At 63.8% G+C, this 12,769-nt stretch carries 10 protein-coding genes; 6 read left to right on the forward strand and 4 right to left on the reverse strand.

The window, feature by feature from the left end:
* Positions 1 to 145 precede the first annotated feature (145 nt).
* The 3 genes from G3480_RS14695 to G3480_RS14705 form a co-directional block, all read right to left on the reverse strand.
* Positions 146 to 1,450 carry an ammonium transporter gene (locus tag G3480_RS14695; RefSeq protein ID WP_338114145.1) on the reverse strand — a complete coding sequence of 435 codons (1,305 nt, stop codon included), beginning with the start codon at positions 1,448 to 1,450 and terminating at the stop codon, positions 146 to 148.
* 22 nt (positions 1,451 to 1,472) lie between these two features.
* Entirely contained in the window at positions 1,473 to 1,811 is a 339-nt protein-coding gene (locus G3480_RS14700; RefSeq protein ID WP_164654643.1) for a P-II family nitrogen regulator, read from the reverse strand.
* Between the two features lie 78 nt (positions 1,812 to 1,889).
* Positions 1,890 to 2,612 (reverse strand): TorF family putative porin, encoded by a 723-nt coding sequence (locus G3480_RS14705; protein WP_164654644.1) that lies wholly within the window; start codon positions 2,610 to 2,612, stop codon positions 1,890 to 1,892.
* Between the two features lie 404 nt (positions 2,613 to 3,016).
* On the opposite strand from G3480_RS14705, the gene ubiK reads away from it, so the two are divergent.
* The 6 genes from ubiK to G3480_RS14735 all read left to right on the forward strand — a co-directional run bounded on the left by ubiK (position 3,017) and on the right by G3480_RS14735 (position 10,431).
* Positions 3,017 to 3,283 (forward strand): ubiquinone biosynthesis accessory factor UbiK, encoded by a 267-nt coding sequence (gene ubiK, locus G3480_RS14710; protein WP_164654645.1) that lies wholly within the window; start codon positions 3,017 to 3,019, stop codon positions 3,281 to 3,283.
* A 15-nt stretch (positions 3,284 to 3,298) separates the two neighbouring features.
* Positions 3,299 to 4,819 carry a YifB family Mg chelatase-like AAA ATPase gene (locus G3480_RS14715; RefSeq protein ID WP_164654646.1) on the forward strand — a complete coding sequence of 507 codons (1,521 nt, stop codon included), beginning with the start codon at positions 3,299 to 3,301 and terminating at the stop codon, positions 4,817 to 4,819.
* A gap of 156 nt (positions 4,820 to 4,975) precedes the next feature.
* Entirely contained in the window at positions 4,976 to 6,877 is a 1,902-nt protein-coding gene (locus tag G3480_RS14720; protein ID WP_164654647.1) for an ATP-binding cassette domain-containing protein, read from the forward strand.
* 79 nt (positions 6,878 to 6,956) lie between these two features.
* Positions 6,957 to 7,433, forward strand: coding sequence for a DUF2939 domain-containing protein (locus tag G3480_RS14725; RefSeq protein ID WP_164654648.1), 477 nt, complete (start codon positions 6,957 to 6,959; stop codon positions 7,431 to 7,433).
* Between the two features lies 1 nt (position 7,434).
* Positions 7,435 to 7,728 (forward strand): hypothetical protein, encoded by a 294-nt coding sequence (locus G3480_RS14730; RefSeq protein WP_164654649.1) that lies wholly within the window; start codon positions 7,435 to 7,437, stop codon positions 7,726 to 7,728.
* A 198-nt stretch (positions 7,729 to 7,926) separates the two neighbouring features.
* A complete protein-coding gene (locus tag G3480_RS14735; protein ID WP_164654650.1) occupies positions 7,927 to 10,431 on the forward strand; it encodes a glycogen/starch/alpha-glucan phosphorylase in 2,505 nt (834 codons plus the stop codon).
* A 324-nt stretch (positions 10,432 to 10,755) separates the two neighbouring features.
* Here G3480_RS14735 and thiC read toward each other — a convergent pair whose 3' ends face one another.
* Complete coding sequence (thiC, locus tag G3480_RS14740; RefSeq protein WP_164654651.1) at positions 10,756 to 12,648, reverse strand: phosphomethylpyrimidine synthase ThiC; 1,893 nt, start codon at positions 12,646 to 12,648, stop codon at positions 10,756 to 10,758.
* Positions 12,649 to 12,769 lie beyond the last annotated feature (121 nt).

Here is a 12,769-nt window from a genome sequence, read left to right on the forward strand (position 1 = left end):
AATTCTTTTATCCCCCCTTTTTTTACCGGGGGGGGGTCCCTCCCCTTTTCGCCCCAAATTTCGGGGTTTGGGGGGCCGGGGCCGGGGCCCGTTACACCCCCCCGGGGGGCGGCATGGCGGCCCGCCGCGCGGGCTTGGTGCGAGCTTAGAGGATGTAGCCGCGCTCGTCGTGTTGGGAGATGTCCAGACCTTCGGTCTCCTGCTCTTCCGTGACACGCAGACCGATGGTGGCCTTCAGGATGAGTAGGATGACGAGGCTGACGCCGCCGCTGTAGATCAGGGTGGCCAGGACGGAGATGACCTGGACCCAGACCTGAGAGCCCATGGTCATGCCGTCGGCCAGTCCAGCACCGCCGAGGCTGGCGTCGGCGAAGACGCCGGTGAGGATGGCGCCGACGACACCCGCCACGCCATGCACGCCCCAGACATCGAGCGAGTCGTCATAGCCGAGCCAGTGCTTGACCTTGGTCGAGGCGATGAAGGCGAAGAGCGCACCGGCGAAGCCGATGGCGAGGGCGCCCATGGGGCCAGCGGTGCCAGAGGCTGGCGTGATGGCAACCAGACCGGCGACGGCGCCAGTGGCGATACCCAGGACGGACGGCTTGCCGTGGTTGATCCACTCCGCGAACATCCAGGTCAGTGCCGCGGCGGCGGTGGCGAGCTGAGTGACGGTCATCGCCATGCCTGCGGTGCCGTCGGCGGCGAGTTCGGAGCCCGCGTTGAAGCCGAACCAGCCAACCCACAGCATGGATGCGCCCATGACGGTCAGGCCCAGATTGTGCGGCGGCATGGCCGTGCCCGGATAGCCTTTGCGCTTGCCGAGGACCAGGGCCGCCATGAGGGCCGCGATGCCCGCGTTGATGTGCACCACGGTGCCGCCGGCGAAGTCCAGGGCGCCCTTTTCGGCGATCCAGCCGCCGCCCCAGACCCAGTGCCAGATCGGGACATAGACCAGGGTCAGCCAGAGTGTCATGAAGATCAGCATGGCGGAGAACTTCATGCGCTCCGCAAAGGCGCCAACGATGAGCGCGGGGGTGATGATCGCAAAGGTCATCTGGAAGGTCATGAAGAGGGACTCTGGAATGGTCCCGCTAAGGGAGTCGACGGTCACGCCGGACAGGAAGAGCTTGTCGAAGCCGCCGATAAAGCCGTTCATGGGCCCTTCCGTTGCGGCGAGGCTGTAGCCGTAGACGGCCCAGAGGATGCTCATGACGCCGGTGATGGCGAAGCACTGCATGAGCACGGAGAGGACGTTCTTCGAGCGGACGAGGCCGGCATAGAAGAGCGACAGGCCCGGGATGGTCATGAAGAGCACCAGCGCGGTCGCGGTCAGCATCCACGCTGTATCGCCAGAACTGAGCGCGGGCTCGTCCTGAGCCGCTACCAGCGCGGGTAGGCAGAGCAGCGAGGCCGCTAGCAGCGGCTGCAATAGGTTGCGGATCGATTTCACCGTTAACTTCTCCAGGGCTGAGTCAGAGCGCATCGGCGCCGGTCTCGCCGGTGCGGATGCGGATGACCTGGTTGAGGTCGAAGACGAAGATCTTGCCGTCGCCGATCTTGCCGGTTCTGGCGGCCGCGCTGATGGCCTCGATCACCTTCTCGACCATGGCGTCGTCGACGGCGATCTCGACCTTGATCTTTGGCAGGAAGTCCACGACGTACTCGGCGCCGCGATAGAGCTCGGTGTGGCCCTTCTGACGACCGAAGCCCTTGACCTCGATGACGGTAATGCCGGAGACGCCGATATCTCCTAGGGCTTCGCGCACGTCGTCGAGCTTGAAAGGTTTAATGACGGCAGCAACCAATTTCATTGCGTTTTTAGCTCCTGTGAAGACCGGGGCCTGAGCTTTGCCCCGGACGTTGGGTCTCAAGTCGCGAAGGTCGCTCGATCAGAACTCTTTGTTCCAACCGATCCAGAGCTTGGGGTCTTCGTCGTAGGTGTCGCGAAGGATCTGGTCGTAGTTGAAGCTGAAGGTGCCGAACTCGCCGGCCTCGCGGCTGATCGAGGCGCCCACGTGACCGTAGTCGTTGCCACCGTCGTTGTAGCGGAAGTCGTAGTAGCCGCCGCGGATGTTCAGGCCGAGGTCGTAGGGCAGCGCGAAGTCGAGGGCGGCGTTGTAGTAAAGGTCGCCCTGGATGAACATGGCCTGGCCGTTGGCGACGCCTGGGGCGTCGTCGGCTTGGCCGTAGACGGTGTAGGAGACGCCGGCCGTCAGCCACTTGTAGGTTGCGCTGGCGCCGATCTCGGAGAAGTCTAAGTCGCGGCCATCCGGGTAGGCGTAGTAGATGACGCTCAGGTCATAGCTGAAGTCGTCATTGACGGCACCGCCGAAGCCGGCGTAGAGATCCCACTCGTAGTTGGTGCCGTCGCCGAAGTCGACGTTGGAGAGCCAGGTGCCGGCGGAGAAGCCGCTGTCGTGGCCATAGTCGATACCGCCCTGAACAGCGGGCTGATTGTCGGTCTGGGTCTGGCCGCGCCAGATGTAGTTGCTGACGACGCCGAGGTTGGCACTGATCGCGTTCGGGCCTTCTGCGGCCGCGGTCTGCCATGCGCCCGCACCCATTGAAATGGCGCCGACGGCCAGGATGGCGCTGATGCGTTGTGCTTTCATCGTTGGATTCCTCTCGGTTCCGGACATGTTTAAGAAGTTTTTTTGAGCCTGCTCGGCGCCCGGAATCTAGCCGGCGGCCCGGGGTGAAGTACCGTCGCAACCTGCATGTAATATGCCAGTAAGGCGGCGGCGTACTGATTGCGACGTTTTTCAGCCTCATGTGCCAAAGTTGCCACAGCGGTTTGCCCTAAATTGATGCGCGCTTATCGTTCTTCCTGATCTGGCGCACTTTTTTGGTGCATTGCCTTGCGCAGACGTTCTGAGCTAGCGCGCCTATAATGCTCAGCCAACATCGGGAGGGCCGGGGCAGTCGGTGGCTCGATTGGGCCGCCCGTCAAGACGCTCCCGGCGGTCTCGCGCTCCTAATCTTTAAGATCATTCTGGCCCTTTTGTAGAGGTATCCCATGCTCGACCCGAAACACTTCGACGATCTCGTGCAGCGTCTGTCCTCGGCCATGCCGAAGGGGATTCAGGTGTTGCAGGAAGACATCAACAAGAACCTACGTGCCTCGCTCGAGGCGGGGCTGTCCCGGCTGGATCTGGTGACCCGGGAGGAGTTCGATGTGCAGTCCGCCGTGCTGGCGCGCACGCGCGAGAAGCTTGCTGCCGTGGAGGCCCAGGTCGCGGAGCTGGAGCGAGCGCTGGATGCCGGCGGCGTCGCGAGCGAATAGACGCTTGGTGCCGGGGTGGCGCTCTGCATTCTTCACAGTCGGGCGCGCGTTGGCATCCACGCCCCACCAGTCACCGTAGAGGTCCATCTGTCCGGCGGCCTGCCGGCGCTCTCGATCGTCGGCCTGCCGGAGATGGCGGTGAAAGAGAGCAAGGACCGCGTGCGCGGCGCGCTCCTGAACAGCCGCTTCCGCTTCCCGGACGGCCGAGTCACCATCAATCTGGCGCCCGCCGACCTGCCTAAGGAAGGGGGGCGCTTCGATCTTCCGATCGCGCTCGGCATTCTCGGCGCCTCGGGACAGGTCGCACCGCAGGCGCTCGGTGGCTGTGAACTGATCGGTGAGCTTGCGCTCTCGGGTCAGCTGCGGCCTGTTCGAGGTGTCCTGCCAATCGCCCTGGCGGCGCGTGATGCCGGCCGCGCGCTCATCCTGCCGCAGGAGAACGCGGACGAAGCGGTGGCGGTCTCCGGCCTGGCGGTGCACGCGGCGGGGCATCTGATGGAGGTGTGCGAGCACCTGAGCGGCACCAACCCGCTGCCTGCCCACCTGTCGGCGCAGATCGGCGAGACCCAGCCCGATTACCCTGATCTGGCCGAGGTGCGCGGCCAAGAGCAGGCGAAGCGCGCCTTGGAGGTTGCCGCAGCTGGCGGACATAGTTTCTTGCTGATGGGGCCGCCAGGGACGGGTAAGTCGATGCTTGCCAACCGTCTGCCAGGTCTGCTGCCGCCCTTGAGCGAGGCCGAGGCGATCGAGACGGCGGCCATCCGCTCCGTCTCCGGGCATGAGGCCTTCGATCCGCTGCGCTGGCGAGTGCGGCCTTTCCGTGCCCCCCACCATACGGCGTCCGGCGTCGCCCTGGTTGGCGGGGGAAGCAATCCCATGCCGGGCGAGATCTCTCTGGCGAGCAATGGGGTTCTTTTTCTCGATGAACTCCCGGAATTCGATCGTCGGGTGCTGGAGGTGCTGCGTGAGCCGCTCGAATCCGGTGAGATTCACATCTCGCGGGCGGCGCGCCAGGCCTGTTTCCCTGCGCGCTTCCAGCTGGCCGCGGCCATGAATCCTTGCCCCTGCGGCTATCTCGGCGACAGCAGTGGACGCTGCCGCTGTACGGCCGAGCAGATCGCGCGCTATCGGGGGCGCATCTCGGGGCCCTTGCTGGATCGCATCGATATGCACGTGGAGGTGCCGCGATTGGATGCCGCGCGATTTGCGGCCCCGGCCTCGGGCGAGGTAGAAAGCTCGGCTGAGGTTCGCGAGCGTGTCATGCGCGCCCGTGCGCGCCAGCATCGCCGGGCGGAGAAGGTCAACAGTGCGCTGACCCCGCGCGAGATCGATCTGCATTGCGCCCTTGATGACGCCGGGCGGCAGTTGATGGAGCGGGCGCTGTCCCGTCTCGCGCTGTCCGCGCGCGCCTATCATCGAATTCTGAAAGTGGCACGCACCATCGCCGATCTGCAGGGCTCAGAGGTCATCCAAAGGATTCATCTCAGTGAGGCTATCGGCTATCGTCGTCTGGATCGTGGTTCGCAGACGCCTTAGGAACTGTCCATCAACAACTTCCCCCCTTTCGCAAAGGGGGGCTAGGGGGGATTTCGGGCGGCATGGCTCGCATCGGGAAACAATTTATGGACACGTTCTTAGTCTGGGTCGCAACGCCTGCCCGACCTCCTCTGCCAAATTTTCCGGTCAATCGAGATGCTGCAACTTCAAGACTTGAGCCTCAGGCGCGGCCCAAACCTTCTGCTCGAAGGGGCCTCGCTCACCATCTACCCGGGCCAGAAGGGCGGGTTGGTAGGGGCGAACGGATGCGGTAAGTCAAGCCTGATCGCGGTGCTTCTGGGCGAGCTGCATGCCGACACCGGCGAGGTGCGGATTCCGCCGTCCTGGGAGGTTGCGCATGTCGCCCAGCACACCCCGGACACCCATCGCTCCGCCATGGACTTCGTGCTGGACGGTGACCGCGAGCTGCGCCAGATCGAAGCGGAACTGGCACAGGCCGATGCGGCCGGTGACGGTCTGCGCCACGCCGACCTCCTGGGTCGCTTCGAGCACATCGATGGCTATGGTGCGCAGAGCCGTGCCGCCAAGTTGCTCCACGGCCTAGGGTTCAAGCCGGGCGATGAAGCGCGGCCCGTCAACAGCTACTCTGGCGGTTGGCGCATGCGGCTCGCCCTGGCTCGCACCCTCATGTGTAGGTCGGATCTGCTGCTGCTGGATGAGCCGACCAACCACCTGGATCTGGACGCCGTCATTTGGCTCGAGGGTTGGCTCAAGGCCTATCCAGGGACGCTCATTCTCATTTCGCATGATCGTGACTTCCTGGATGCGGTGGCCACGCACATCCTGCACTTGGAGCGTAGGGGCTTGACGCTCTATCAGGGCAGCTATTCCGCCTTCGAGCGTCAGCGTGCCGAGCGACTGGCTCAGCAGCAGGCCGCTTACGTCCGCCAGCAGCGCGAGATCGCGCACATTCACGGCTTCGTGGAGCGCTTTCGCGCCAAGGCGACCAAGGCGCGTCAGGCGCAGAGCCGTCTCAAGGCGCTGGAGCGCATGGAGTTGATCGCGCCCGCGCACATCGATTCACCCTTCCGTTTCAGTTTCGAATCGGCCGAGCACCTGCCGCGGCCCTTGCTGCGCTTGGATGAGGCCGCTGCGGGCTACGGCGACGTCTCGATTCTCACCGGGGTTGGCCTGAGTCTGAATCCGGGTGACCGCATCGGCCTCCTGGGCCGCAATGGGGCAGGCAAGTCGACCCTGATCAAGGTGCTGGCGGCCGAACTCGATCTGCAGGCTGGCCGTTGTGAGCGTGCGCAGGATCTGAGGGTTGGCTACTTCGCCCAGCATCAGGTCGACCAGCTGCGCCTGGAGGACTCGCCGCTCGAGCATCTGCGGCGGTTGGATCCGAACGCGAGCGAGCAGGCGTTGCGCAACTATCTGGGCGGTTTCGACTTCGTGGGCGACCGCGCCCTGGAGCCGGTGGCGCCGCTCTCCGGTGGCGAGAAGGCGCGGCTGGTGCTCGCGCTCATCATCCGTCAGCGTCCGAGTCTGCTCCTGCTCGACGAGCCGACGAACCACCTGGACCTCGAGATGCGCCACGCCCTGAGCGAGGCGCTCCAAGGCTTCGAGGGTGCCCTGGTACTGGTCTCGCACGACCGCCACCTCCTGAGGGTCACGAGCGATACGCTCCTGCTGGTGCACGATGGCGCAGTCGAGCCCTTCGATGGGGATCTGGAAGACTATCCCGCCTGGCTTGCACGCACTGATCCGAGCGCGACGAGCGAGGCTGCCGGCGCGCCCCAGCGGGAGGTGGTCGATCGCAAGGAGCAGCGCAGGCTGGCGGCTGAGGCGCGCAAGGCGTTGCAGCCGCTGAAGCGGCGCGAGAAACAGCTGGAGCAACGACTCGCCACCCTGAGCGAGCGGCGGGCGAGTCTGGAGCAAGCGCTGGCCGCGCCGGATCTCTACGAGCCCGAGGCCAAGGAGCGGCTCCTTGCACTGCTGTCCGAGCAGCGCGAGGTTGGCGCCGAGCTGGAAGCGGTGGAGTCGGACTGGCTCGAGGTGAGCGAGGCCATCGAGCTGGCGGAGGCATCTGGCGCATGAGGATCTCACCTCGATGAGGCTTTTCTCGCATCGGCTGCCTGCTCGCGCGCGCGCTACGGTTGAACGCCTTTGGCGTCGAATGCGGACTCCGACCCTGAAGGTTTTGGCCGCACTGCTGCTTGCGCTGATGGTTTATGGTATCTGGCCCTATGTCGCCCTCTGGAATCTGCATCTCGCCGTGATGCATGATGACCATGCGGCGCTGGCCGCCATGGTGGACGTCGATGCGGTTCGCGATGAGATTGCGCATCGGCTGAACAAGGAGTGCGACACCGTGATTGGGGAGCTGTCTGACGCCTTCATCGCATGGCTGGAGACCGGCATCCGCCAGGACGGTAAGGATGCCCTGGAGACTCAGGTAACTCTGGGCTGGGTCCAAGATCAACTCATTGCCGCGACGGCCCCTGGGCTGGGGTTTCTGTCGGCGTTGTCCTACGGCTTCTTTGATAGCCCGGGAGGCTTCATGGTGCGAATGGAGCGGGGCGATGGCACCCCTGTCACGCTGCGGCTGCGGCTGACCGGCGCGCAATGGCGCGTGACGGCGGTGTACTACTGAGATGGCAGATGCCAAGCTCAAGGCTTCGGCTCGGGCGCGTCAGCTCATTGCCCCCTTGCTTGCGCCGAGCGAGACGCCATTCAAGGACTATCTGAAGGCGACCGATTACTGCAGCGCTATCATGAGCTATACCAATCTGCAGGAGGACCGCGAGTACATGGCCCAGTGGCGGGCAGCCTTCGCGGCCCTGATGGTGGCGAGTGACGCTGAGCGCGCTCGGCTGCTGACCCGGCTGCGCGCCGACTTCACTCAGGGCCGCTCGCCCCTCTCGAGCCTGATGCCCAATCGCCGTTGAGGCCTGTCCCTCTTTAGAAAGTGGCCATCAACACCTTCCCCCCTTTCGCAAAGGGGGCCCAGGGGGGATTTCGGGCCGGATCCTTCGCAGCGGGAAACAATTGATGAGCGCTTTCTTAGCTTGCAAAGCCCCTGATCCGGCGCTGAAGCGAGTATGATTTCGTTGTCTATATCGAGCTTACTAAGGAATCCTAGGCGCATGTCTTCTCTGACGAATCCCATCAAGAATCACCCGAACGATCAGGTCTTCGAGCTTCCACCGCTGGCGATGGACGCCGAGGGATTGTCGCAGGACTTCAAGCACTACTACGCCCACACCTTTGGGCGGGACCGCGATTGTCAGTCCGCCTACTACCCTTACAAGGCATTGGCCATCACCCTTCGCGACCGCCTCATGGAGCGCTGGAAGCGCACGCGCCAGGCCTATGACGAGACGCGCTGCAAGCGCACCTACTATCTGTCCCTCGAGTTCCTGATGGGCCGGGCGCTCTCCAACGCCATGCTCAATCTGGACGTCGGCGGTCCCGTTGAGAAAGGGCTTTATGACCTTGGGCTGATGCTTGAGGAGATCGCTTCGAACGAGCCGGATCCCGGGCTCGGCAATGGCGGCCTGGGTCGGCTCGCCGCCTGCTTCCTGGACTCCTGCGCCACCCTGCAGCTGCCCGTGCGAGGCTATGGCCTGCGCTACGAGTACGGCATGTTTCGGCAGCTGATCGAAAAGGGTGAGCAGGTCGAAGAACCGGACCACTGGCTGCGCGACGGCAACCCCTGGGAGCTGGAGCGGCCGGAATTCACTCAGCGTATCCAGTTTGGCGGGCGCACCGAGAGCTACACGGATCACGCTGGCCGCTTGGTCTCCCGCTGGGTCGACACCCATGATGTGTTGGCTGTCCCTTACGATATTCCGGTACCCGGCTATCGCAACGACACCGTGAATACGCTGCGCCTGTGGAAGGCGGCGGCCACGGATGAGTTCGACCTGGACGAGTTCAACGCTGGCAGTTATCCCGAGTCCGTCGCCCAGAAGAACGCGGCCGAGCACATCACCATGGTGCTCTACCCCAATGATGCGAGCGAGAACGGCAAGGAGCTGCGGCTGCGCCAGCAATTCTTCCTGGCGAGCGCGAGTATCAAGGACGTGCTGCGGGACTGGGTGCGGCTGCACGGGGAAGACTTCAGCCGTTTCGCCGAGCTGAACTGCTTCCAGCTCAACGACACCCATCCCGCGGTCTCCGTGGCCGAGCTGATGCGACAGCTCATGGACGATCACGGCTTGGAGTGGGACAAGGCCTGGGAGATTACGTCCAGCACCATGGCCTACACCAATCACACCCTGCTGCCCGAGGCCTTGGAGCGCTGGCCGGTGCGCCTGTTTCGCCAGCTGCTGCCGCGGATCCTCGAGATCATCTTCGAGATCAATGCCCGCTTTCTCGCCGAGGTTGCGCTGCGCTGGCCGGGCGACAATGACCGTCAGCGACGTATGTCGCTCATTGAGGAAGGCTACGAGCCTCAGGTCCGCATGGCCTATCTCGCCATCGTTGGCAGCTTCTCAGTCAATGGCGTGGCGGCGCTGCACTCGGAACTGCTGGTCGAGGGGCTCTTCCGTGATTTCCACGAGCTTTGGCCGGCGAAGTTCAACAACAAGACCAATGGCGTCACGCCACGTCGTTGGCTGTCGCTCTGCAACCCCGGACTGCACGAACTGCTCGACGAGACCATCGGCGCGGGCTGGGTCTGTAAGCTGGAGGAGCTTGCCAAGCTGGCTCCCCATGCGGACGATGAGGCCTTCCGCAAGCGTTGGTACGCCATCAAACAGGACAACAAACAGCGCCTGGCCGATGTCGTCGGACAGCTATGCGGGGTCGAGTTTCCAGTCGACGCGCTTTTCGACGTCCAAGTGAAGCGTATCCACGAATACAAGCGCCAGCTGCTCAACATCCTGCATGTCATCCATCTCTACAATCGCATCAAGCGCGGTGACACGGAGAACTGGACACCGCGCTGCGTCCTGATCGGCGGCAAGGCGGCGCCGGGCTATGTCATGGCCAAGCAGATCATTCACTTGATCAATCGCGTGGCGAGCCTGGTCAACAAAGACCCCGCGACCGAGGGATTTCTGCGCGTCGCCTTCATTCCGGACTATCGCGTGTCGCTCATGGAGGTGATCGCCCCTGGGACGGATTTGTCGGAGCAGATCTCGACGGCCGGCAAGGAGGCCTCAGGCACGGGCAATATGAAGTTCATGATGAATGGCGCAGTGACCATTGGGACGCTCGATGGCGCCAACATCGAGATCCGCGACCAAGTCGGCGAGGAGCATTTCTTCCTCTTCGGTCTCACCGCCGCTGGGGTCGAGTCACGCCGTCAGCACTATGACCCCAATGGCATCATCGCTAACGATCCAGCCCTATTGGATGTGATGAATCTGCTCGAATCCGGTCACTTCAACCAGTTCGAGGGCGGGGTCTTCGATGCTGTCATCGGGTCGATTCGCAATCCGCATGATCCCTGGATGACCGCAGCGGACTTCCGTAGCTATGTCGAGGCGCAGGAGCGGGCCGCAGCCGCCTACCGGGACCGCGACGGCTGGGTGCGCATGAGTATCCTCAACGCAGCCCGTAGCGGGCACTTTTCGTCTGACCGCACCATTGCCGAGTACAACGAGGACATCTGGCATTTGGAGCAGGTTGCGCCCAAGCCTTGAGCGCGGCCTGCTCGCGTCGCCGTTCGGGGGTCACTCCCCGGGGGCCTCGAGCACGGCCGTGATGAGTGCGGTGCTCGTCAGGGGGCCGGCGATCCCGTCGGCCGCCAGGCGCGCGCGGCGCTGAATGTTCACCGCACTCCAATATTCTCAGGCCTAGGGAACGGGCAATCACCCGTCACGTCGTAGCGGGCGTTGATCGCTGGATCGCCGGATCGCCGAGTCGATTGAGTCGGCGCCGGGCTACTTGAAGCAAGGCGAGGTGGGAGCGGCGCCCCGCCGCGATTGCGCGCGTAAAGGGCCGTGGCTGGCCCACGGCCCTGTCTGTTACACCGCCTTGTAGATGGCCGCCCCTTTCTCCCTGAACTCCTGCGCCTTCTCCTTCATCCCTTCCGCGACGGCTGACTCGACGTCCTTGATCCGGTGCGCCTCGGCATAGTCGCGCACGTCTTGGGTGATCTTCATGGAGCAGAAATGCGGTCCACACATGGAGCAGAAGTGGGCGACCTTGTGCGAGGCGTGCGGCATGGTCTGATCGTGGTACTCGCGGGCGCGGTCCGGGTCCAGTGAGAGGTTGAACTGGTCCTCCCAGCGAAATTCGAAGCGGGCCTTGGAGAGGGCATTGTCGCGAATCTGGGCGCCGGGCAGCCCCTTGGCCAGGTCGGCGGCATGGGCCGCGATCTTGTAGGTGACGATGCCGTCGCGCACATCCTGCTTGTCCGGTAGGCCCAGGTGTTCCTTGGGGGTGACATAGCAGAGCATGGCAGTGCCGTACCAGCCGATGTTGGCGGCGCCGATCCCTGAGGTGATGTGGTCGTAGGCGGGTGCGATATCCGTGACCAGCGGGCCCAGGGTGTAGAAGGGGGCCTCGTGGCAATCCGCCAGCTCCTTGGTGACGTTCTCCTGGATCATCTGCATGGGCACATGTCCGGGTCCTTCGATCATGACCTGGACGTCGTGCTCCCAAGCGAACTTGGTCAGTTCGCCCAGGGTCTCGAGCTCGGCGAACTGGGCGCGGTCGTTAGCGTCGGCCAGCGAGCCGGGGCGCAGGCCGTCACCCAGACTGAAGGCGACGTCATAGGCCTTCATGATCTCGCAGATCTCCTCGAAGTGGGTGTAGAGGAAGTTTTCCTGGTGATGGGCCAGGCACCACTTGGCGAGGATGGAGCCGCCGCGTGAGACGATGCCGGTGAGTCGGTCTGCGGTCAGCGGCACATAGCGCAGCAGCACGCCAGCATGGATGGTGAAGTAGTCGACGCCTTGCTCGGCCTGTTCGATCAGGGTGTCGCGCATCAGCTCCCAGGTCAGCTCTTCCGGCTTGCCCTCGACCTTCTCCAGCGCTTGATAGATGGGTACGGTGCCGATCGGCATGGGGGCGTTGCGCAGGATCCATTCGCGAGTTTCGTGGATGTTCTTGCCGGTCGAGAGGTCCATGAGGGTGTCGCCGCCCCAGCGCGCGGACCAGGCCATCTTTTCGACCTCTTCCTCAATGGAGGAGGTGAGCGCCGAGTTGCCGATGTTGGTGTTGATTTTCACCCGGAAATTGCGCCCGATAATCATGGGCTCCAGCTCTGGGTGATTGATGTTGGCCGGGATGATGGCGCGTCCGCGGGCGACCTCTGCGCGGACGAATTCGGGCGTGATGGTCTCGGGCATCCCCGAGGCGAAGTCTTGCCCAGGGTGTTGGCGCAGCAGCTTGGCGTAGCGCGGATCCCTGCGCAGTTCCTCGAGCTGCATGCTCTCGCGGATGGCGACATACTCCATCTCGGGCGTGACGATGCCCTTGCGCGCATAGTGCATCTGGGTCACGTTGCAGTCGCCCTTGGCGCGTCTCGGGGTGCGCAGGTGCTCGAAGCGTAAGTGCGCCAGGGCCGGATCATGCTGGCGCTGCCGACCGAAGGCCGAGGTTGGGCCGTCGAGCGGCATGGTATCGCCACGCTCTTCGATCCATTGCTTGCGCACGCATGCCAGGCCGCTCAGGAGATCGATGCGCGCATCCGGATCCGTGTAAGGCCCCGAGGTGTCGTAGATCAGGACGGGCGGATTCTCTTCTGGGCTCGTGTTGGTCTCGGTGGCGGTCAGTGTGACCTCGCGCATGGGGACGCGCAGATCGGGACGCGAACCGGTCACGTAGATCTTGCGCGAACTCGGGAAGGGCTGGGTGACTTCCTCTGAAAGCTGGGCGGTCTTGCGGACGAATGCTTGCGGGATGGCGCTCATCTGAACTCCTGAAGGCTGATCCAAGGCGCAGGATGGCGTCTTGGACCTGGGTGCTCGAATTTAGCTAACTGGGTTCTTGAAGCGCGTCATGGGATGGTCGAGGCATCCCAGCCAGAGCAGG

This window comes from Thiorhodococcus mannitoliphagus (assembly GCF_010915725.1).
In the GTDB taxonomy this organism is placed as follows: Bacteria; Pseudomonadota; Gammaproteobacteria; order Chromatiales; family Chromatiaceae; genus Thiorhodococcus; species Thiorhodococcus mannitoliphagus.

Bases quoted from the DNA above. Each gene is read 5' to 3' on its own strand.
- G3480_RS14730 (WP_164654649.1), top strand. From the start codon at position 7,435: ATGGCAGATGCCAAGCTCAAGGCTTCGGCTCGGGCGCGTCAGCTCATT.
- G3480_RS14705 (WP_164654644.1), bottom strand. From the start codon at position 2,612: ATGAAAGCACAACGCATCAGCGCCATCCTGGCCGTCGGCGCCATTTCA.
- ubiK (WP_164654645.1), top strand. From the start codon at position 3,017: ATGCTCGACCCGAAACACTTCGACGATCTCGTGCAGCGTCTGTCCTCG.
- G3480_RS14725 (WP_164654648.1), top strand. From the start codon at position 6,957: ATGCGGACTCCGACCCTGAAGGTTTTGGCCGCACTGCTGCTTGCGCTG.
- G3480_RS14720 (WP_164654647.1), top strand. From the start codon at position 4,976: ATGCTGCAACTTCAAGACTTGAGCCTCAGGCGCGGCCCAAACCTTCTG.
- thiC (WP_164654651.1), bottom strand. From the start codon at position 12,648: ATGAGCGCCATCCCGCAAGCATTCGTCCGCAAGACCGCCCAGCTTTCA.
- G3480_RS14700 (WP_164654643.1), bottom strand. From the start codon at position 1,811: ATGAAATTGGTTGCTGCCGTCATTAAACCTTTCAAGCTCGACGACGTG.
- G3480_RS14735 (WP_164654650.1), top strand. From the start codon at position 7,927: ATGTCTTCTCTGACGAATCCCATCAAGAATCACCCGAACGATCAGGTC.